Below are 23168 nucleotides of genomic sequence, written 5' to 3'. Positions count from 1 at the left end.
ATAGTTGGAGCTGTCTTGTAGGTGGGAGATTCATAATCACGGTTAAATCATAAATTGAAATGAAAACTTTATGGTAACTGATAAGAACAAAACCCACCTTGATAGACGACTGGTCTAATGCTACCATAGCTACTAATAAAACAAGACTATTCTTTCAGGCAATATTGTTGATAAAACGTAACACATATAAATATATATCATTAGAATATGCCATCAACATGACGCTCAAATGAAACCTGACGACCCTATTACTATGACTATCAAGGGAGAAAATTCTATTTATGTCTAATATCACAGACACTAGCACCACACCCGATACCAAAGCTCATTTACTTGCCACTGGCTACCAATTAATAGCCAAAAAAGGCTTTACCGCTGTCGGCCTAAAACAAATTTTAGACACAGCTGGCGTGCCTAAAGGCTCTTTTTATCATTATTTTGCCTCAAAAGAAGCCTTTGGTGAGGCCATTATCAATCATTACTTCAGCTTATATAAAGCTCGTCTTAATATCATCGATGCACAAAATGTGAGCGCACAGCAAAAGCTATATGATTATTTTCAAAACTGGTACGACACCCAGCAGAACGGCTGTGATCACGAGAAATGCTTGGTAGTCAAACTAAGCGCAGAAGTGGCTGATATGTCAGAAACCATGCGTAAAGCACTTGATGCTGGCTATCAACAAACGACCATGTGGCTTGCCGAGCAGATCAAGGCAGGATGGACAGATGGGTCTGTACCTCGCCACGATAATATATCAGCTGAGAGTATGGCCAAACGTTGGTATTTCGCGTGGCTTGGTGCCAGCCTAATGGCTAAGATCAGCCAAACGAATACGCCCCTAGCGGAGATTTGGCAAATGACGACGACTCAGATGGGGCGTTGATAATAAACAGTAATGTTCTTGATATTGCAGCCCCCTAAATTGGGGGCTTATGTTTGCGTCCACACCTCATATTGTTATTTAGAAACCCAATGCTTGATAAAAACGTTGTATGAGAGTTTTGTAATCATTTACAAACAACCACTAGACGACTGGTCTAATTGGTGTACAATGCGCACCAAGCTTTAGAGCAAATGCAAAATAAGCATTGCTTACCATTCATTGTTTAACGTCAACATATTTGACGGAACCATTTTTATCAACATTAGGAATTTTATGAATAACTTTCAATACTATAATCCAGTCCGCATCGTTTTTGGTGAAGGTCAAATCGAACAATTATCAGACCTAGTCCCTACTGATGCACGCGTTCTTATTACTTACGGTGGTGGTTCAGCACAGCGTACCGGTACTTTGGATGAAGTAAAAACTGCATTAGCGGCAAGCGGTAACCGTACTGTATTTGAATTTGGTGGTATCGAGGCTAACCCAGAGTTCACTACACTATTAAAAGCAGCCGACATGGTGAATGAGCACAACATCGACTTCTTGTTAGCAGTTGGCGGTGGTTCTGTGATTGACGGCAGCAAATTTGTCGCACTCGTTTCTTCATTAACTGAAGAAGACGGTACTGTCTCACGTGACCAAGCTTGGGACGCGCTAACGGGTTATTGCAAAAACATTGATTCTGCTGTTGACCTAGGTGCGGTATTGACCATCCCAGCAACGGGTTCTGAGATGAACTCAGGCGGCGTGATTAACTATAGCGAACGTCAAGCAAAACTACCGTTTGGTAACCCACTAGCCTTCCCTAAATTCTCAATCCTAGATCCAGTCAAAACGCTTACCTTGCCTGAACGTCAAGTTATGAATGGTGTTGCTGATGCATTCGTCCATGTGATGGAACAGTATCTGACTTACCCAGTCAATGCTAAAGTCCAAGATGCCTTTGCTGAAAGCTTGCTTAAAATTCTTATCGATGAAGGCCTAGTGGTCAAGCAAGATCCAGACAATCTAGAAACACGTAAGAACATTATGTGGACAGCGACGATGGCATTGAATGGTCTGATCGGTACTGGTGTACCACAAGACTGGACAACCCATATGGTCGGTCATGAGCTCACATCACTACACGCTATCGATCATGCACGTACACTAACCATCGTATTGCCATCAGTGATGCGTGAGCTAAAAGAAAGCAAAAAAGAAAAACTGCTGCAGTATGCACGTAACGTATGGAACATCACTGATACTGATCAAGACGACGATGCAATCATCGAAACGGCCATTGTCTATACTGAAAACTTCTTCCGCGAGCTTGGCTTGCCAGTGAGCTTAGAAGACGTCGATTTGACTGAGTCAGCAATTGATCCAATCATTAAGCAGCTTGATGCACATAACATGGTCAAACTTGGTGAACACGGCAAAAATGATTTAGACGTCTCACGTCGTATCTTACAGCGTGCTGTGACTAGCAAAGCGTCTTAATAAGCGATATAGCAAGAACTGTCAGAAGAATTATAAGAAAAATCGCGACAGTAACAATAACTACATATCGTTATGCTATTTATAGTAGCTATTCAGTTCAATGCTGAGTAGTTACTACATCTAATACCTCTATAATAATGACAATGAATAAATATAAAGGAGTCCTACCATGAGCTTCGACAAACAACAGAATCAACAAACCAACCGTCAAATCAAACTTGCCAGCCGCCCGAACGGCGAACCAACCGCTGACAACTTTGACATGACAACTAGCGACATCCCAACACCAAACGATAACGAGATGTTATTGCGCACGGTATATCTGTCATTAGACCCATACATGCGTGGACGTATGAGCGATGCCAAAAGCTACGCTGACCCATTAGCAGTCGGTGACGTCATCATGGGCGGCACAGTTGCTCAAGTCGTCGAGTCTAATATCGATAAATTTGCTGTCGGTGATTTGGTGGTATCAAATTCCGGCTGGCAGGACTACAGCGTCAGCGATGGCGAAGGTGTTCTTAAGCTTGATAAAAACATGGCAAACCCTTCTTATGGTTTGGGTGTATTAGGTATGCCCGGCTTCACCGGCTACATGGGTCTGACTGATATCGGTAAACCACAAAAAGGTGAAACGTTGGTTGTCGCTGCAGCCACGGGACCTGTTGGCGCTACGGTCGGTCAAGTGGGTAATCAATATGGTCTGCGCACCGTTGGTGTAGCAGGCGGTAAAGAGAAATGCGACTTCGCGGTCAACGAGCTTGGCTTTGATGTCTGTATCGACCACAGAGCCGATGACTTCGCTAAGCAATTAAAAGCGGCATGCCCAGATGGTATCGACATCTATTACGAAAACGTCGGTGGCCATGTGTTTGACGCGGTCATGCCTTTACTAAATGCTCATGCTCGCATTCCTGTCTGTGGCCTTGTTGCCCAGTACAATGCGACCGAACTGCCTGAAGGTAAGGATCGTTTGAGCGTATTGACTGGCCTTATCTTAAGCCGCCGCCTCACCATCAAAGGCTTTATTATCTTTGAAGAATATGGCGACCACTTCCCAGAGTTCTTAGAAACGATGAGCAAATGGGTAGAATCAGGCGACGTCAAAACCAAAGAATACATCGCTGATGGTCTAAACAATGCACCAGATGCCTTCGTCGGTATGTTAAACGGTGATAACTTTGGTAAAACAGTGGTCAAAGTCTCTGACGTTCATTAATTGATGTTAGGTAAGTTTTGTTAAGCAATAAGCGATAGGTAACGATTTTTTATTAATAACCACTTAACAACACAACTCGCTAAGATCACTACTGAAAGTTACGTCCGAAGCAGGAATAATATTAGCGGTCACGACTTATATTGATAATTTTTTAGTTATTTGGCTCGCCATTTGAATGAATCCTCTATCAATAAAAACGTGGCTGTTAATGATTTACTTTACTCACATATAAACAATAAATAAGGATAATTATGAATATTTTAATGGTACTAACCTCACACGACCGCCTAGGCGATACTGGTAAAAAAACTGGCTTTTGGCTAGAAGAATTTGCAGCCCCTTACTATGCGTTTCTCGATGCGGGTGCTAATGTCACTTTAGCGTCTCCTGCTGGTGGTCAACCACCCCTAGATCCTAGTAGCGATACCGAAGACACGCAAACCAAAGATACCAAGCGTTTTAAAGACGACAAAGATGCGCAAGAGCACTTGGCTAATACCAAAAAACTTGCTGACATGAAAGTAGAAGATTTTGATTCAGTCTTTTATCCAGGTGGTCATGGTCCATTGTGGGATTTGGCAGTGGACAAAAACTCTATCGAATTGATCGAGAATTTCGTTAAGCAAGACAAGCCTGTTGCTTTTGTTTGTCATGCACCTGCCGCGCTTAAAAACGTCAAAGTGGATGGCGAGTACTTAGTAAAAGGTAAAACCGTTACTGGCTTTACTAATTCAGAAGAAGAAGCTGCTGGCTTAACAGACGTGGTGCCTTTCTTAGTAGAAGATGCCTTGAAAGCCAATGGCGGTAACTATGAAAAAGCCGCTGATTGGGAAGAGTTTGTGGTTGAAGATGGTTTATTGATCACAGGTCAAAACCCAGCGTCATCAGAAGAAGCGGCTAAGCGTTTGATCAACAAGCTCAAAGGTTAATATCATGATTCGCCTACATCATCTTAATCAATCACGCTCGTTGCGTACGCTTTGGCTCTTAGAAGAGCTAGGCGTGCCTTATGAAGTGGTCAGTCATCAGCGTGATGCCAAGACTCATTTGGCACCAGAGTCACTAAAGGCAGTACATCCACTCGGTAAATCTCCGGTTATCGAGATGGATGGACAGATTTACGCTGAGTCCGGTGCGATTACTGAGTTATTGATTGAACGATTCGCGCCAGAGCGTCTACGTCCTGCTACAGATAGCTCGGACTATGGATACTATCTGCAGTGGATTGACTTTGCAGAAAGCTCATTGATGTTGCCATTAATGCTTGAGCTATTTACCAAAAAAGCAGGCATTGATGACAATGAGTTTTTGAACGGCTATATCGATACAGAAAAAACCAGATTGTTTGAATATCTGGATGCTTCGGTTGAAGGTAAGTCGTTCATTGTGGGTGATAAGCTAAGTGGTGCTGACTTTATGTTGTCATTTGACTTAATCATTCTTGCTAAGCGTCAAAAACTCGACGCTTATCCGCATATCAGGCAGTATGCTGAAGCGCTTGCCAGTCTCGATAGCTATCAGCGCGCTATGCAGCTAGAGGCTAAGTACGATCAATCTGTTTAGCATTTCATCATAACTGACAGATCCATTTTCTGATACACAAAAACAGCTCTGTATAGAGCTGTTTTTTATGCGTGCTTTATTTTATGCTTGCATGAATAGCCATCGCATTATAGTCATCAATGTCATGTGAGAGCATTAAGCTATAGAGCAACCAAACAAATTGCTCAGCACCATCCGTGAATTACGCGTCAATGACAAAAGCACGATAAAAGTTATGATAAAATCCTTTCTGAATTTTTTGGGTTATCTTTCAGATACCATCAGTGAGTTGACTGGCTTTTCACGCTATAAATACCAACTGCACTGACCTGACTCCCCGTCTGGCATCTGTCCTATGTCACTCTATTTCCTTATACAGATTGTGGTACGCCCATGAGTAACGAATACCAGTTTAAGCCCCACGAACAGCCAATAATGGTGGGCTCTCCAGCCAATCCTGACCATCCGGCACGCCGTAAAGTATTTTATTTGCTTATTGGGATTTTTGTGGGTCTCACAGCCAGCTTCCAAAATGGTCTACTTGTCGCCAACCTGACGCAAATTCAGGGTCAGCTGGGTTTGACGCCAGCTGAAGGTGGTTGGATATCGGTCAGTTACAATATGACCAATGCCTGTATCACCGTTCTGCTATACAAAATTCGTCAGCAATTTGGCATGTCGCTTTTTAGCAAAATCACTCTGTCATTTTTGTTAGCCGCCACCAGTCTACAGTGGCTGATCAGTAGTCACTTGTTAGACACACCTAATATTAGCATTGAGCCCTATTATTTAGAGATTGTCGCTAGGGGTCTTAGTGGTATGGTGGCAAGTGGTATGACCGTATTGGGCTTATTTTATTGTCTGCAAGGTATGCCAACCGTCAAACGTACTAGTGGCCTCATATTGGGTTTTGGTCTGGTACAGTTTGGTATTCCATTATCACGTGTCATCTCGCCCTACCTCGCCATCGACGGTCAGCTTGAAAACTTATTTTTATTTCAATTTGGTCTGGCGCTGATTTGTTTTGGGCTGATCAATATATTAGAGCTACCACCAGGGAATACAGAAAAAGTATTTGAGAAATTGGATTTTGTAAGCTTTGGTTTTTTTGCTAGTGGTCTGGCTGCATTGGCTGTCGTTTTAGTACAAGGTAGGATTTTATGGTGGACGACACCTTGGCTCGTCTATCCACTGATGATTGCTATCGTCGGGATTAGCATCGCGTTATGGATTGAGACACATCGCAAAAATCCGATGCTACAAGTGCGCTGGATGCGTAGCCGCAATATTATTGCCTTTATGGTGACGGGCGCTGTCATGCGGATTTTGCTATCTGAGCAAAACGTCGGCGCGGCAGGCTTGCTCGCCAACCTTGGCTACGGTAACGATCAGCTGGTTACTTTTTATGCTGTTATTATAGCCGCCAGTGCACTGGCTTTGATTATTAGTATTTTTAGTACCAACGCGATGGATTTGCGCCGACCTGTTATTTTTGCAGTGGCATTGATTGCCTTAGGGTCTTGGATGGATGTTGGTGTGTCTATTAATTCAGCACCCTATATGTTTTATCTTAGCCAGTTTTTGATTGCCTTTGCCGCGGTGTATTTCATGGGGCCTTTGGTTTTTGAAGGGTTTTTGCGAGCTATTGGCAGTGGTCCTGCGTATATTATTAGTTTTTCAGTGATTTTTGGCATCTCCCAAACAGTTGGCGGACTGGCAGGTGCGGCAGCCATTCAGGCATTTACGACCATTCGTACACAAATGCATTATGCAGATATGGTCAACTCATTGAATTTGGGCGACCCTGCATTTAGAGCTCAAGTGGCAGGTACTCGTAATATGCTGTCGAATCAGACCACTGACGCGGCTCAAGCAAATGCCGGTGCAGTTAGCCAAGTACTGCAAGGTATTCAGCGCCAAGCAACGGTTTCAGCATACAGCGATCTGTTTTTTCTGATGGCTTGTCTTGCTACTGCTGTTACGATTATTTTGCTGCTCAATTATCTTTATAACCGTTACCACAAGCGCAATCCACTGGCCAAAGAGCTCGCTGTCATCGCCAAGATGCGCGAAACAAAATAATTAAACTTATTATATTAGTAATTTTTTATCATATTCATTTATAGTCAGAATATTCAGATATTTGATTATTAACATTTAGGAGCATGTCATGAGCCAAGAAAAACCAAATGAGCTTAATAAAATACCTCAGACGTCAACTGATGCTCCAGCAACAGACACACGTACAGAGTCTGCTACGGCTCCAGTAGATACCGCTGCAAGCGCTACGCAAAAGAAAGCCGATACATCTGAGATAAAATCAGCTACTGATACGCCTGATAGCGTGCGTGAGGATAACTCCGTAGAGAGCTCTGTAGCAAATCAAGACGATAATAATGAAACGCCTATGCCGCCAAAAGAGCCGATCTCAAATACGGCTGGCTGGTCTCCCAAGAAAAAATCCTACCTGAATTTAGGATTATTGATTGTGTTGATTGTCATTGGTGTGGCCTTGATTTTATACGCTTGGAAGCTGCCACCATTTACGCCTACGGTGCAACAAACCAATAACGCCTTTGTCAAAGGTCAAACCACTATTATTAGTCCGCAAGTCTCCGGCTATGTCACCGAAGTGGCGGTGCAGGATTTTGCTGATGTAAAAGCGGGCGATCTACTGATAAAAATAGATGATCGAACGTTTCAGCAGCAACTTGAACAAGCAGAGGCCAATACTGAAGTGGCGATCACCAGTCGCTCTACCAATGATCAAGACACGCAATCCAGTCAAGCACAAATCGAAGCACGAAAAGCAGACTTATATAGTGCCAAAATCAATGTCGAGAGCGCTCGTGAAGACGTCAATCGCTATCAAGGCTTAGATGCTATCGGTGCGGTATCAAAAGCAGAAGTGGCTCATATCAAGGCGCAACTTGCTCAAGCACAGGCAAGTGTGCAACAGGCTGAAGCCAATTTACAAGCCGCGCAACAAAACCGCGCCAAAACCAGTGGCACCCAACCCTCGCTAGATGCAAATATCAAAAGTGCTGAGGCAGGTGTAAAGCAAGCACAAATTAATCTCGATAATACGATCATCACAGCACCTGAGTCCGGTCAGCTGAGCCAAGTCAGTGTCAAAGAAGGCCAGTACGTTAGTGCGGGCACCCAGCTCATGTATATCGTACCAAAAGGTATCTGGATTATCGCAAACTTTAAGGAAACCCAAATAGCCAGTATGGCAATCGGCGAACCAGCTACTATTCATGTGGATGCGCTTGGCGGTGCCAAGTTTACGGGTCATGTGAGCAACATCTCACCAGCCACTGGCAGTGAGTTTAGTGCAGGTGCCGCCAATCCTGCGACAGGTAACTACATAAAAATTGCTCAGCGCATCCCAGTACGTATCGACTTGGATCCAAATCAACCTGAGCTTGCACGCTTGCGTCCTGGCATGTCCGTTTCTGTGGATGTCGATACCAATGCTAAATAATGCCAAATAAAGCAAATCACTGATATAAAAAAGCCACTCTAAATACCCGAAAAACTGGATATAGAGTGGCTTTTTCATATTTTTAAATGATCTAGGATTTCAAAATCAGCCAAACACTATGGTAGTAGACGCTTGGTCGTCCAGCGTTCAACGCTCTCACTATCATCATTATTTTGCGTATATACGATGCGGTCATGCATACGGTTGGCGCGACCTTGCCAAAACTCAATCTTTTCGACCGTGATCTCATATCCACCCCAAAACGCTGGTGTTGGTACGCTAGTACCATCTGCATATTCTGCTTGCAGTTGCTCGAATGTTTGCTCCATTATGTCGCGATTCGCCACTTCGCCGCTTTGCGGTTGGCTGACCCAAGCACCTATCTGGCTATCATGTGGACGTTTTTGAAAATAGTTAGCAGATTTTTCAGCATCAATTTTAGCAATACGACCGCTGATACGAACTTGGCGCTCCAGCTCATGCCAAAAAAATAGTGCTTCAGCATTGGGGTTTTCTACAATATCCTGTCCTTTCGCGCTATCATAATTGGTATAAAAAACAATACCTGTATCCGTAATTTCACGTAGTAACACGATACGGACGCTAGGTTTGTTGTCTGCACCGCAGGTTGCCAAACTCATAGCATAAGGTTCTTGCACTTTTTGCGCTATCGCCTCATCCATCCAAGCCTTAAATAGCTCAAATGGTGATGCTGGTACTGACTGTTGATCAAGCTCGCCTTTTTCATATGAAAGGCGTTGGTCGGTAAAGTCCATGCTCATGGTCATTCCTTATTATAAAATTATGACATTTCACCATTGTGATCTTGAGTGTTAAGCTTTGAATACTAAGTTTTGAGTATTAAGTCTTGAATACTATTAGCCTAGCACTGACTTGATAAGATCGGCCAAATCATTTGCCATTACATCACACTCTATTTCATCATCAGACTCAACCATGACTCGAATCATAGGCTCTGTACCTGATTGGCGAATAAGAAGACGACCACGACCTTCTAAAGTCGTCTGTGCTTTGTCAAAAGCGGCGACCAGTTCTTCATGCTTGTATGGGTCTTGCATCTGAGACAAGCGTACATTGACCAGCTTCTGTGGTAGTACGTCAAACCCTTCGACCAGCTCACTCAGTGCACGTCCTTGCGCTTGCATCACAGCCAATACTTGCAATCCTGCTATGATCGCATCGCCTGTACGGCTTTTGTCTAGACACAGAATATGTCCAGACGGCTCGCCACCTAGTATCCAGCCATTGGCTTCCAGATCTTGCATGACATATCGGTCGCCTACTTTTGCGCGAGTGAAATCAATATCTGCTGCTTTTAGTGCCAACTCTAATCCCATATTACTCATGAGCGTACCAACGACGCCTTTCGCTTTGGTGAGTCCTTGGGTCGCGAGCACATATAAGATACCGTCACCATCAACCAGCTTACCTGTCTCATCAACCATCACAATGCGATCGCCATCACCGTCAAGCGCGATACCGACATCTGCTTCATGCTCAAGCACAGCCTTTTGTAGACCTTCAGGATGGGTAGAGCCACACTCAGCATTGATATTGATGCCGTCTGGAGTATTATTGATAGCGATAACATTAGCACCAAGCTCCCGCATGACTCTAGGTGCGACGCTATAGCCTGCACCATTGGCACAATCAACCACGACGGTCAGATGGCTTAGATCATACTGATATGGAAAGCTGCCTTTGCAAAATTCAATGTATCGACCTTTTGCATCGTCAATCCGGTTGTTTTTTCCTAGGTTTGCAGGGTCAAGGATAGGCATCGTGGCATTGTTGTTATTAGCGTCACTCATGATTGCCGTTAATCTATCATTGATAGCTACCTGCATCTCATCACTGATTTTTTTGCCACTACCTGAAAAGAACTTGATGCCGTTATCATAGTAAGGGTTATGTGACGCTGAGATAACCACACCAGCATCGGCATTAAAACTGCGAGTCAAATGTGCAATCGCTGGCGTTGGCAGTGGACCAAGCATATAAACATCGACACCAGCCGCATTAAAACCTGCTTGCAGAGCACCTTCAATGACATAACCTGAGAGACGAGTATCTTTGCCGATGACCACGCTTGGTTTGCGTGCAGGGTTGTCGTTGGCTTCTATGAGCACCTGTCCAGTTACGTAACCCAGTTTTAAAATAAAGTCAGGGGTAATAGGCAATTCACCAAATTTTCCACGGATACCATCAGTGCCAAAGTAACTCATTATGTATGTTCCTCAAGTCTAAAAATAAAAGGCCAAGCGTATACGCAGGCAATACTGCTATTGTAATAATATGCTTTTATATTCTACAAAAAAAACAGCCAACAATAACAGAGCATTGTTGGCTGTTTGTATCTCAACGTCACTACAGCTCTGCAACTGAGCCAGTTCTCAAACAATACAGAGCTATAAAATACCGATTAGTTTACACGGTAATTCGGCGCTTCTTTAGTGATCTGTACATCATGAACATGTGACTCTTTCATGCCTGCTGATGTGACTTTGATAAACTGTGGGTTGGTGCGCATATCTTCGATAGTCGCAGAGCCTGTATAGCCCATTGATGAGCGTAAGCCACCAACCAATTGGTTGACAATACCAGCGACAGGTCCTTTATAAGGAACGCGGCCTTCAATACCTTCTGGTACGAGTTTCTCTACGCCATCTTTGGCATCTTGGAAATAACGGTCTGATGAGCCGTTTGATCCAGACATCGCACCCAGACTACCCATACCGCGGTAAGCTTTGTAATAACGGCCTTGGAACAGCTCAACTTCACCTGGTGCCTCTTCTGTACCAGCCATCAATGAGCCTACCATGATGCACGATGCACCAGCAGCAATCGCTTTTGCCATATCACCTGAGTAGCGGATACCGCCGTCAGCGATCAATGGGATACTGTCTTTTAATGCACTAGCAACATTATCAATAGCTGATATTTGTGGTACACCGATACCGGCAATGATACGCGTGGTACAGATAGATCCAGGGCCGATACCAACTTTTACCGCATCAGCGCCAGCATCACGTAGTGCAAGTGCCGCTTCGCCTGTTGCGATGTTGCCACCGATAACTTGAACATGCGGATAGTTTTTCTTGATCCAAGAGACTTTATCAATCACGCCTTTTGAGTGACCATGCGCCGTATCCACTACGATCACATCAACATCAGCAGCGATTAATGCTTCGACGCGTGCTTGCGTGTCTGCACCTGTACCAACCGCTGCACCGACACGCAGACGACCTTTCTCGTCTTTACACGCATTTGGATTGTTTTCGGCTTTGGCAAAGTCATTGACCGTAATTAAGCCGCGTAAGCGGAAGTTGTCGTCGATAACGATGACTTTTTCGATGCGATGCTCATGTAGCAATCTTTTGATATTCTCGTTGCTCTCACCTTCATGTACGGTGACCAACTGCTCTTTTGGTGTCATGATCTGACTAACTGGCAATGACAAGTTGGTCTCAAAACGCCAATCTCTGTGAGTAACGATACCTACTACGTTATCTGTACCCTTTTCGACCACAGGTACGCCTGAGATATTATTGTCTTGCGTCAAGCGTAGCAATTCACCAATCGTCATCTCTGGATGTACGGTGATTGGGTCAACAACCGTACCCGCTTCAAATTTTTTGACGCGGCGTACTTGTGTTGCTTGCTTTTCGATATCCATACTCTTGTGCAAGATACCCATTCCGCCCAGCTGTGCCATAGTAATGGCCATCTCAGACTCGGTTACTGTATCCATAGCCGCAGAGATCAGCGGAAGGTTTAGCGTGATGTTTTTGGTCAAACGGGTAGACAGATCGGCAGTTTTTGGCAGAACTTCAGAATAGGCTGGCAATAATAAAACGTCATCAAAGGTTAAGGCTTCATCGACAATTCGCAACATACAGACCCCTAGTGGTGGTTATTTTGATGGGTAGGAGCTCAGAGTTAGGCATATCAATCATTGCAACTGCATACACAGTGCTGACTCATGGCTAACCACTCAGTTATCCTATAAAAATAACGCCACATTATAACAAATAAGCACCCCTCTGACATACTATATTTGTCAGATTATTTTACACAAATACATCTTCTATATCTTTGCCGATGACAAACATGCACTGTATAGTTAATGACGCTTTTTTATAGCGACTAACTCTCTCTGAGCGTTAAGGATTTTCTGTTAACGTAAAACGTTCTGTCGGTAAATACTTATTCTGCTGCTCATGCAAGTAGCCAAGCATCTGCTCTCGTACTTCACAAGCGAGCGTCCATGCTTCAATGGGGCCTACTGAGGCAACAGCGCCGCGCAGCTGAATGGTGTTTTCTGTCACTTCAACCACAAAGACTACAGGCTCAGTTTTATTGTCCCATAGCTCATTATCCTTTGTCACTGATATGAACTGTTGGCGAATGGCCTCAATATCTGCACCATAGTCGATGTATAAAAACACAGGACAGGTCTGGTGCACTTCGGTATGAGACCAGTTCTCAACTTTTTCGGTAATCAACTCACGCATCGGCACGATTAGTCGGCGTTCATCCCATGTTTTGAGTACGGCATAAGTGTAACGCAAGTCTTCCACAGTACTGAAATTGCCATCCATTATCACGCTATCGCCAATCCGTACAGGCTGCGTCACTGCCACCTGCACTCCAGCAATGATGTTACCCAATATGGGCTGAGCGGCGATACCAATGACCACGCCAGCAATACCAGCTGAAGTCAGTAAGGTTTTGCCAAGACCTTCCATATTGGCAAACTCACTCAGTCCTATCCAGATACTACCCAATATCATGACAAAAATGAAAACGCGGCGGAATATCGACACATAAGTGCGACGACGGCGCACTTTATCAAAATGCTCCTCTCCTAGGTTTTCAATCTGCATGTCTTGGTAACGGTTGGCAAAGAAATTGATGGCACGAATGCCTAGCCACATCGCACTGAATACCAACCCCGTCCAAATCAGCGGACGAGTTGATGAAGCCACTGCATCTAGATAAGGAAAACCACCAGAGACTAAGGTAAAAACGAGCGAAAAACTGATAGTAAAGGTTAGTGGCACGGTCAGTTTGCTGACCAAATCTGCCACACCATTGGCACTGCTAGCAGAGATGTTGTATTTTTCATTATCAACATAACGGCTGATGAGTTTTTCCGTGCTTTTACTTAATATCCAACCGACGCCCATGGTAAATAAGAAAAACAGGATGAGCGCTGAAAACTCCCATAAGGCAATACCAAAAAACTGGAATTTCAACCAAGTAGGTAAATAACGCTCAAACTCTGATGGATGATATTGTTTATATAAGTTTTCAATATTACCCACTGTCTGCGCAGAGAACATCCAAACTGGCGCCTGATCACCTACCCTTACCCGCTCCAAATAAACAGGAACACGGCGTTCTCGGTACTCGATATAACCCAGCTGGATAGAGCGTCTAGGAATACCCATAACACTACTATCGTTACCCAGTGGTGGTTCGATAAGACCATCAGGACGATCGGGCATATCATCAAATACGTATAGCTCTTTTTCAGATAGTAAAAAATCAAGCTGCTTGGTCAAATCAAGCGAACGGGTACGCTGGTTTTGCTCATCAATCAGATTCATATTGAGTGCATAAGCGGCCAAATCATACTGCTGCTTCATCACCGCAGATTGAAAAAACTCTAAGGTCGCAAGCGGCGTCGCCAAATTTGGTGGCTCAGCTAATGGTGGTAACCCGACATTGAGTTTATTGAGTAAGTAATAATTCTCGCTATACTCCCCTGTCAGTCCCACATCACCTTGCAACGTCCCTGCTTGCTGTACCGCGCTACGCTCAGTGGGATCAAATATCTCTTCAGTAATACCAGAGACGCTAATATTTTCGTCTTTGATTGTATTTATTTGTTGGACAGCGTACTCAGCCAAATTTTCAGGTTTGCTAGCGACTTGTGAGCGGCCTTCCTCATTTGAGACTTGCTCATTTGCCGCACTGGCGGGTACATAGATAGCGCTAATGGCTATAATAAGAAACCCTAAAACCACCTGCAGTGCATTGTAGCGGAAATTATTACGCTCTACATCGCGGCGGTGACCACCGTCAATATCCATTGCTATGCCACGATCATCAGCATTATTATTTTTAAGAGTATTCATATTTTCAAAGCCACTGGTCTACAAAAGGAACGGATATAAAAAGTGCATTCGGTATGCTTTAACCTAAAGCACTCTGCAAAAAAAAGCCAGCGTGAGCTGACTTAATTTATTAGCATGCGTATGTAATCTGATGCACAGCGTCTGTATATCTATGCACGGCGCCATGTTGTACCAGCGCGACTGTCTTCAAGCTCAATACCAGCCTCTTTTAGCTGCTCGCGTATTTCATCAGCACGCGCAAAGTTTTTGTTGGTTTTGGCATCTGCACGCTCGACGATTAACCCGTCAATAGCCGAATCAGTCAAACCATCTTCTGCTTTATCACCAATCACCGCTTGCAAAAACTGCTGCACGGGTTGTTGTAATATATTCAATACCTGAGCCAATGCTTTTAATTGCTGTGCCAACTGCCATGCTGTCTCGACTTCTTCAGCCTTGATGGCTTTGTTGATGTCGCGTGCTAGACCAAATAAAACACTAATTGCCGTTGAGCTATTGAAGTCATCATTCATGGCTTTGATAAAATCTTGTCCAGCAGCCGTACGATAAGCTTCGGTGGTCAAGTTTTTATCAATTACGATTGCTTGTCCTTTCTGCTGTTCAGCCAATTTTAATGCATTATATAACCTGCTTAGGCTATTATGAGCTTCATCTAATGCGCTATCAGAGAAATTAACTTGGCTACGATAATGGCTAGATAGCAAGAAAAAACGCACGGTTTCGGGCAGGTATTTTGCTATCACATCACGAATGGTTGAAAAGTTAGCCAATGACTTGGACATTTTTTCGCCATCAACATTGATAAATCCAACATGCATCCAGTTACGCGCGTACTCACAACCCGTCGCTGCTTCGGACTGGGCAATTTCGTTCTCATGATGCGGAAACTGCAAGTCGTGACCGCCGCCATGAATATCAAAGGTATTGCCCAAGCACTTGGTCGACATGGCCGAGCATTCAATATGCCAACCCGGACGCCCCTGTCCCCAAGGTGACGCCCACTGCGGCTCATCCGGTTTCGCCGCTTTCCAGAGCACAAAGTCAAATGGATTGCGTTTATCATTTTCGACATCGACACGTGAGCCTGCCTGCATCTCATCAAGATTGCGCTTAGACAATTTGCCATAATCCGCAAAACTATCGACTGCATAGTAGACATCGCCATTGTCGCCTGCATACGCATAGTCACCTGTGACCAGCGTCTCAATCATGGTTTGCATATCATCGATATGATCAGTCGCGCGCGGCTCCGCATCAGGTGCCAAGCAGCCAAGGGCTGCAAAATCCTCATGCATCGCTGTAATAAAGCGCTGGGTCAACGCTCCAATCTCTTCGCCATTCTCGGCGGCGCGCGCGATAATTTTGTCATCAATATCAGTGATATTGCGCACGTAATTGACGTCATAACCCAATTGGGTGAGCCAACGTACCACCATATCAAACCCAATCATCATTCGAGCGTGCCCGATATGACAATAATCATAGACGGTCATACCACACACATACATACCCACTTTCCCTGCTTTGAGTGGTTCAAACGGACGCTTGCCGCCAGTCAGTGAGTCATAAATAGCAAGTTGAGACATCGCATCTGCAAGTGGTGTGGTCATAATAAAAGAGCCTTTTAGCATAAATAAAATAAATAGATTGAAAATATCAGCCGCAGCAAATAAGCAAGTCGTACCGATGATATGATTATAATTTTAACGTAACCCATTATCTTAGCGAAAACAGGCGTAAAATACTACAATGAGCAAGCAACTACCACCATTCAATCATAAAAACCATTAAGGATGTAAAGATGGGCAATCGATTAAGCAAAATATACACGCGTACTGGAGATGATGGCAGCACTGGTATGGCTGATGGCAGTCGACTCAGTAAAGCTGATAATCTGTTCGGTGTCATGGGTGATATCGACGAGCTCAACTCACATATCGGACTGGTGCGTGCTCAACTACAAAGAAACAAAGGCCAGTCTATCAGCAAGGATTTTTCTCAAGCCTTAGTTATTATTCAGCATCTATTGTTCAATATCGGCGGTGAGCTTGCCATGCCAGAATATGAGGGCGTCAATGCTACTCATATCGAGTGGCTAGAGCAACAAATCGATATGATGAATACCACGCTGCCACCACTAAAAGACTTTATTTTACCCACAGGTTCTGTACTGGTGAGCCAGTTGCATGTCGCACGTAGTGTGTGTCGCCGAGCTGAGCGCCAAGCTGTATTATTGCAAGAGCAACGCCCAGCAGCCATACGCCGCACTGCCATCAGCTTTATCAATCGCCTATCTGATTGGTTATTTGTCGCCGCGCGCTTTTGTACGGATCCCGAACAAGTCTCTGAAGTACTATGGGACAGTCAAGTCTTGCAAAACTTCGCTGACAATCGCTAGTGAATCAAACCTAATCTTGCTAGCATCCTTTAAACCAGGTTAATTTTTCGATTATAAAAAACCCCGCAGCACTCATGTTGCGGGGTTTTTTAACCTAGCAGTATTTATTAACTACCAGTTGCTAATTATTCATAAAACTGCAAAATTAATAAGTAGCACTGTCATCTTCAATGATGACCATATCGATGGTTTCATCTTTCGGCACTGCTTTTGGCGTCGCTGGCGTTACTGGTTTTTTGGTCTCAGTAGTAGTAGCCACTGCTTGGTTGTTGTCTGTCGAGCTGTTTTGGCTGCTGGTCGGTTTATTGATGGTTGGCGGCGTCGCAGGTTCAGTAGGACGAATTGGCTCAACTGGCGTGATGGTTCTAGGCTGCTGACGAGCGGGTGCTGCTTGGGTGTTGTTACTACTGCTTTGGGCCGCTGCACGGCGCTCAGCACGCTCCTCATCCATCGCAGATTTCAACACAGAGCCTGCCATCACATCTGAAACTACAGTAATCAATGCTGGCTGTCCAGCAATACGCGTGCGCACTTGCCCGCCTTGAGTGCCGACAACATAAGTAAAGGCGTCATCAACGAGCATGTTGTTATTGATACGGATATTGTCTTGCGCCAAACGAGATTGCAGACTTGGCTGATTGTTAGCCGCTTGCACTTGACTGGCTTGATACAAATCTTCACTTGGCAGTGTCATGCTGACACTTGCTTGGCACGTTGTCATACCATTGTCATTGGCTTTTTGTAGTATGGCAGCGTTTTGCACATCGATAACCACGCCATTGATTTTTTCAGTAATAACGCCGCTTTCTAGGCTAATCTCGGCATCATTTGCATAATTAGCAGCCAGTGCTTGTGCTTGTTGGTTGAGCGTATTTTTTAAAGCAGATTTGAGACGGTCTTGTACCATCGGGTCATCACAATTGATCGCAGGAGCGACGGCACTTTCGGTCGCTACTGGCTCTTGTTCCGTCATCTCTGCCGTATCGGCAGTATCTTCTTTCTCTGAGCGATCACAGCCTGCAAGCGCCAAACCACATACTATTCCGATTCCAGCCACTTTATGCCACTTGCTCAAACTTATATTTGCTACGCTCATATTTACTTTACTCCCAATTTACTGGTTCTTACCGCCACTGATGGACAGTATTTAACACTCAAACTGCATTGCAGACTTATAAAACAATGGTGTCATTAACGGTCTGCGATAGACTTGAAAACCACATCATTATACGGTGTTTGGTTGAAATGGTCATTAGTGTAGCCCATGGATATACAAATAGCGCCCCTCATTATGGGTAAAACCCGTGTTTGGTTGCAAAAACATAACAAATACTAGAGAATCATCTTCTGAAACATCAGAGACAAAGTGCAGTGGTTCACGCCACAAATTCTATTAGACGTTGATGTCATGACGATATATGATGAGTCGTAAAATCAGTCAGTAGTCATGTGATATGGTAAATTTTAAAAACACGCGTTTATTAGGTCATCGTGGCGCTCGCGGAGAGAGTTTAGAGAATACCTTTTCAGGCTTTAAGTATTCTCAAAATCTAACTTCACAAGGCTTGGCAGGGGTTGAATTTGATATTCAACTGAATGCGGATGGTCACTTGATTGTGTTCCATGACGATGATTTGGAGCGTATGTGTGGTCAACAGTCGCGTGTTGATCAACTCGGGCTCACAGAGATTCAGTGCCGCTTACAATTTGGGCAGCCAATCATGACTTTAGCCAATATAGCACCTGTATTGAGCGGATTTAAGGTGATTGAGCTTGAGATTAAAACTCACAATCGAACCAATTATGCAGTATTGGTTAATGCACTGGTGCAAGAGCTTATCGATACACCGCTTGCCAGCTTGCCAGTGGTGCTGACCAGCTTTGATGTGGAGTTGCATAATCGGTTGCAACGCCACAAACTATTATCTCGCATACCACGAGGATTGTTGATTCGCACGCCAGATGCCTTGGCAGGAGCGACAAACACCGCTTTGCAGCTTGGTTGTATTCAGTTAGGTATTCATTATCCGCTTTTGACCCAAGACGTTATCAAACACAGTCACCGTTATGGGTTGCCTGTGAGCGCTTGGACGGTCAATGATATCCATACGATCGAGCAGCTTATAAGCTGGAATACCGACGTGATTATTACTGACTTTCCACGTCATTTATTACTACCTTGAACCGTCTATCCATATTTTTTCACTTTTGGATAAATCTCTTTTTTCACCCTCATAGTCCCTACATATCTATAGCGTTACTTACACTTCCCCTTAATGCCTGACAAGTCATCGGCATTTTTGACTCATACAGCCTATAATTCATACAAGTTATTGTTATTTAGCAATATTTTTATAGTGTATAAGTGTTCACTTTATACGTTTTTTCAGGTACTATGGGGACTTAAATTAATACCGTTAGGGATATTATATGATTGCAAAAAAAGCACTTGGCTTACCGCTTAAAGGCTTACGTTTCGCTATCAAATCTGGCGATACGTTTGTAAAGAACGCCAGCACTCAAGTCACGCGTTTCAAGACTCGTTTTGATGAAAAGAAAGCGCAAATGGCGCTTGACGAGCAGCCTACCGCAAAACGCAACTACGCTAACGCTTCTGAGCAAACTGATGTTCTGACAAAAGAGCAAAGCATTGATATGCGCGAGTTTGAATTTACAAAAGCGCCTATCAACTGGATTCCAGCGACTATTTTGGTAGCGACGCCAATCGCTGCTGCTATCATTACACCATGGTACTTATTTACTCATGAAGTGAGCGCACCTGTTTGGGGCGTATTTGGTGCCTTCATGGTATGGACAGGTATGAGCATTACAGCTGGTTACCATCGTCTATTGGCGCACCGTGCTTATAAAGCGCACCCAGTCGTTAAAAACTTTTTATTGCTTGGTTCTACCCTAGCGGTACAGGGCTCTGCGTTTGACTGGGTCTCTGGTCACCGTGTCCATCATCGTCATGTCGATGATCGTTTAGAAGATCCGTATTCAGCAAAACGCGGGTTCTGGTTCAGTCATATCGGCTGGATGCTGCGTAATTATCCTAGTGGCAAGTTCGACTATAAAAACATTCCTGACTTGACCAAAGACAGAGTACTACAGATACAACATAAGTATTATGGTCTGTGGGTCGTTGCCATGAACGTTGGTATGGTTGCCGCTATTGGCTGGTTGCTTGGTGATGTCTGGGGTACATTGGTTATTGCAGGGCTACTACGCTTAGTACTGACGCATCATTTTACGTTCTTTATCAACTCTTTATGCCATATGCTTGGTAATCGTCCTTATACCGATACCAATACTGCACGTGATAATTTTTTCTTGGCTATCTTTACGTGGGGTGAGGGTTATCACAACTACCATCACTTCTTCCAATACGACTATCGTAATGGCGTAAAATGGTGGCAGTATGATCCAACCAAATGGTTAATCGCTGGTTTATCAAAGATTGGTTTGGCTTCTGATCTGCGTACCGTGGATGATACGACGATCAAACATGCTGAAGTTCAAATGCAGTTCAAAACCGCACAGCAGCAAATTGATACGGCTACAAACAGTGGCATTGATCTTCCTCACGCGATGAAGAGCTTCCAAGATCGTATTAAGTTTGAATACGATGCCTTTACACAGACTGTTGCAGAGTGGCAGGCGCTAAAAGCAAAAACGATTGAACTCAAAAAGACAGAGTTCGCTGATCGCTTGCATGAAGCTGATGATAAGTTGAAGCATGATTATGCCAAGATTGAGCAAAAAATTCTTGAGCATAACAATAACTTGAAAAATGCTTTTCGTTCTATTGGTGTCAGCCAAAAAGCCGCTTAAATAGCATAATCAGCTACTGTAATCGTAACGTTTCTCCTTCCCCCTATCCGTCCTAGATAGGGGGATTTTTTTGTTTATAATTTATGGTTTATGTCAATGCCTCTACTTTTAATAATCTTATCATCGTAGTAAATAGTGAAATATATAGGCTGAATCGTTGCGATCTCCAACCTAGAGACAGTAACCATCTAGTCTACTAAATTCAGCTCATCCAAAGTAGCTAGTTTTATTTTTTGGCTAGATATTACAAGAGATGGACAGAGTGCAACGATGCCATATGAGTGCTATGTTATAGTGACATTCTCACTTTTATATTTTAATGGAAACGGCCTGTATGCGTTATCAAAATACTTATGTCAACCTCGACACGCGCCTTTATCATGAGCAGCCGCCCACGCCACTGGACGCTCCACGTGCTGGACACTTCAATGCCCAAGTCGCACAGCAGTTAGGTTGGACAGACAATGAAGACCTAATGACCAATTGGGTTGAGATATTGGGTGGCCAATATGTGCCATCTGACTTTAAACCATTGGCAATGGCCTATGCAGGTCATCAGTTCGGACAATGGGCTGGGCAACTGGGTGACGGACGCGGTTTGCTGATGGCGCAAGTGCTCGATAGCAATGGACAACCTCAAGACTTGCACCTCAAAGGAGCTGGCCTGACGCCTTACTCACGCATGGGTGACGGACGTGCGGTCTTACGTAGTACGATTCGAGAGTACTTATGCGGTCACGCGTTGACGCAGCTTGATATCTCCTCTTCTAATGCCTTGGGGTTTGTTGTCTCTGATACGAGAGTGCGCCGTGAGCGTATCGAAGCGGGTGCGGCATTAATGCGTGTCGCTGATAGCCATATTCGCCTCGGTCATGCCGAATGGATTGCCAGCTTTGCACCTGACTTACTCGGTGAGTTTACCGACTATATGATTGATACTTATTATCCAGAGTGCCGCGATAGCGATGCGCCCATAGCAGCTTTTTTGACCTCAGTCGTTGAGCGCACTGCACGCATGATTGCTGACTGGCAACTGATTGGCTTTGCACATGGCGTGATGAACACGGATAACTTATCTATTACAGGTAGCACTTTGGATTTCGGGCCGTTTGGCTTTATGGAGCGCTTCAATCCTGCATGGATTAACAATCACTCTGACCATACTGGTCGCTACGCCTACCAAAACCAACCCGCTATCGGTCATTGGAATCTAAACGTTTGGCTGCCGCATTTTATGCGCTTGCAAGGTATCAGCCGTGAGACACTCTCTGAGTGCTTGGCACCTTACGAATCGACCTTTATGCAGCATTACCAGCAAGGTCTATGTCGCAAGCTTGGACTACCACACCAAAGCGACAGCCTGAGCTTGGCTTTTGAATGGTTAACGCTGTTAGAAGACAACTTGCTCGATTATACCAATAGTTTCCGCGCGCTCCTCGGTTTGGTCGCGCCAAACGATCACCCATATGAGCAAAAATTACTGACTACCATGACTACTGAATTAAGCCTTGAGGCACAGCAAGTATGGCAAGATTGGTCTATACGTTATCTGGCGCAGGTTGAGCAATTACCAATTGAACAAGCAATCAACGATATGCGGACCAATAACCCTGTGTACGTTTTGCGCAATAGTATGGCGCAGCGTGCCATTACTGCCGCAGAGCAAGGTCAGTTTGAAGAAGTCGATCGTGTCTATCGCTTGCTGGCTAACCCTTATCACATCCAAGAGATCGCGACTGATCTCGATACGAGTGCACCGGCGCCGAACGTACCGCAAATGCCTATTAGCTGCTCATCTTAATATGGATGTATACTGTAATATTTTGAATATATTATCAAATTAAGGTTGATATTTGTCTGTGTTTTTTGGCATTATCAACCAGATAAATAACGAATATCATTTTATTATATTATTCGCACGCTTCCATACGGTTGACTAGGCAGTGAATTGCCAATAATGGTAGAATGACTATTTTTGCTAGATTGCTTTTTTGACCTGATTTTTGATCAACGACCGTGATTCTGATGGTCGTTAGTCATTTAACGTTCAAAGCCCTTTGCTGATGATTACAATCATTCAATTATTTCTGAGGGTTAGACGTTTTTTTATCACCGTTTAATTTATTCCAATTTATTCCAACCATGGCAATTA

At 44.2% G+C, this 23168-nt stretch carries 17 protein-coding genes; 11 read left to right on the top strand and 6 right to left on the bottom strand.

Going from position 1 to position 23168, the window contains the following annotated elements:
- Positions 1-281: 281 nt before the first annotated feature.
- The 7 genes from JMX83_RS01920 (at position 282) to JMX83_RS01890 (ending at position 8620) form a co-directional block, all read left to right on the top strand.
- Entirely contained in the window at positions 282-887 is a 606-nt protein-coding gene (locus JMX83_RS01920; protein ID WP_201598579.1) for a TetR/AcrR family transcriptional regulator, read from the top strand.
- 273 nt (positions 888-1160) lie between these two features.
- The gene (locus JMX83_RS01915; RefSeq protein WP_201598577.1) at positions 1161-2372 is read left to right on the top strand and encodes an iron-containing alcohol dehydrogenase; all 1212 of its coding nucleotides are present in this window, start codon (positions 1161-1163) and stop codon (positions 2370-2372) included.
- Positions 2373-2541: 169 nt separating this feature from the next.
- Positions 2542-3591, top strand: coding sequence for an NADP-dependent oxidoreductase (locus JMX83_RS01910; RefSeq protein WP_201598575.1), 1050 nt, complete (start codon positions 2542-2544; stop codon positions 3589-3591).
- 251 nt (positions 3592-3842) lie between these two features.
- Positions 3843-4520 carry a type 1 glutamine amidotransferase domain-containing protein gene (locus JMX83_RS01905; protein WP_201598573.1) on the top strand — a complete coding sequence of 226 codons (678 nt, stop codon included), beginning with the start codon at positions 3843-3845 and terminating at the stop codon, positions 4518-4520.
- Positions 4521-4524: 4 nt separating this feature from the next.
- Positions 4525-5154, top strand: a complete 630-nt coding sequence (locus JMX83_RS01900) for a glutathione S-transferase family protein (RefSeq protein WP_201598572.1) — start codon at positions 4525-4527, stop codon at positions 5152-5154.
- A gap of 372 nt (positions 5155-5526) precedes the next feature.
- Complete coding sequence (locus tag JMX83_RS01895; RefSeq protein WP_201598571.1) at positions 5527-7215, top strand: efflux MFS transporter permease; 1689 nt, start codon at positions 5527-5529, stop codon at positions 7213-7215.
- 88 nt (positions 7216-7303) lie between these two features.
- The gene (locus tag JMX83_RS01890; protein WP_201598570.1) at positions 7304-8620 is read left to right on the top strand and encodes an HlyD family secretion protein; all 1317 of its coding nucleotides are present in this window, start codon (positions 7304-7306) and stop codon (positions 8618-8620) included.
- Positions 8621-8736: 116 nt separating this feature from the next.
- On the opposite strand, the gene pdxH is transcribed toward JMX83_RS01890, so the two are convergent.
- The 5 genes from pdxH to cysS form a co-directional block, all read right to left on the bottom strand.
- Positions 8737-9396: a pyridoxamine 5'-phosphate oxidase gene (gene pdxH, locus JMX83_RS01885; protein WP_201598793.1), complete on the bottom strand. Its 660-nt coding sequence runs from the start codon at positions 9394-9396 to the stop codon at positions 8737-8739.
- A 102-nt stretch (positions 9397-9498) separates the two neighbouring features.
- Positions 9499-10866 carry a phosphoglucosamine mutase gene (gene glmM / locus JMX83_RS01880; protein ID WP_201598569.1) on the bottom strand — a complete coding sequence of 456 codons (1368 nt, stop codon included), beginning with the start codon at positions 10864-10866 and terminating at the stop codon, positions 9499-9501.
- Between the two features lie 197 nt (positions 10867-11063).
- Positions 11064-12536 (bottom strand): IMP dehydrogenase, encoded by a 1473-nt coding sequence (gene guaB / locus JMX83_RS01875; RefSeq protein ID WP_058024512.1) that lies wholly within the window; start codon positions 12534-12536, stop codon positions 11064-11066.
- A gap of 268 nt (positions 12537-12804) precedes the next feature.
- Positions 12805-14784 (bottom strand): mechanosensitive ion channel family protein, encoded by a 1980-nt coding sequence (locus JMX83_RS01870; RefSeq protein ID WP_227675667.1) that lies wholly within the window; start codon positions 14782-14784, stop codon positions 12805-12807.
- 149 nt (positions 14785-14933) lie between these two features.
- A complete protein-coding gene (cysS, locus tag JMX83_RS01865) occupies positions 14934-16394 on the bottom strand; it encodes a cysteine--tRNA ligase (RefSeq protein ID WP_201598568.1) in 1461 nt (486 codons plus the stop codon).
- Positions 16395-16585: 191 nt separating this feature from the next.
- Between cysS and JMX83_RS01860 the strand changes: the two genes are divergently transcribed.
- Positions 16586-17182, top strand: coding sequence for a cob(I)yrinic acid a,c-diamide adenosyltransferase (locus tag JMX83_RS01860; RefSeq protein ID WP_071001732.1), 597 nt, complete (start codon positions 16586-16588; stop codon positions 17180-17182).
- Positions 17183-17327: 145 nt separating this feature from the next.
- On the opposite strand, the gene JMX83_RS01855 is transcribed toward JMX83_RS01860, so the two are convergent.
- A complete protein-coding gene (locus JMX83_RS01855) occupies positions 17328-18278 on the bottom strand; it encodes a hypothetical protein (RefSeq protein ID WP_201598567.1) in 951 nt (316 codons plus the stop codon).
- Between the two features lie 358 nt (positions 18279-18636).
- On the opposite strand from JMX83_RS01855, the gene JMX83_RS01850 reads away from it, so the two are divergent.
- The 3 genes from JMX83_RS01850 (at position 18637) to JMX83_RS01840 (ending at position 22817) form a co-directional block, all read left to right on the top strand.
- Positions 18637-19365, top strand: coding sequence for a glycerophosphodiester phosphodiesterase (locus JMX83_RS01850; RefSeq protein WP_201598566.1), 729 nt, complete (start codon positions 18637-18639; stop codon positions 19363-19365).
- A 472-nt stretch (positions 19366-19837) separates the two neighbouring features.
- A complete protein-coding gene (locus JMX83_RS01845; RefSeq protein ID WP_201598791.1) occupies positions 19838-21016 on the top strand; it encodes an acyl-CoA desaturase in 1179 nt (392 codons plus the stop codon).
- Positions 21017-21350: 334 nt separating this feature from the next.
- Positions 21351-22817, top strand: a complete 1467-nt coding sequence (locus tag JMX83_RS01840) for a protein adenylyltransferase SelO (protein WP_201598565.1) — start codon at positions 21351-21353, stop codon at positions 22815-22817.
- Positions 22818-23168 lie beyond the last annotated feature (351 nt).

Source organism: Psychrobacter piscatorii (assembly GCF_904846415.1).
Lineage (GTDB): Bacteria > Pseudomonadota > Gammaproteobacteria > Pseudomonadales > Moraxellaceae > Psychrobacter > Psychrobacter piscatorii.
Note: the sequence above shows the minus strand (reverse complement) of the source record. Positions and strands in the feature narration are given on the sequence as shown.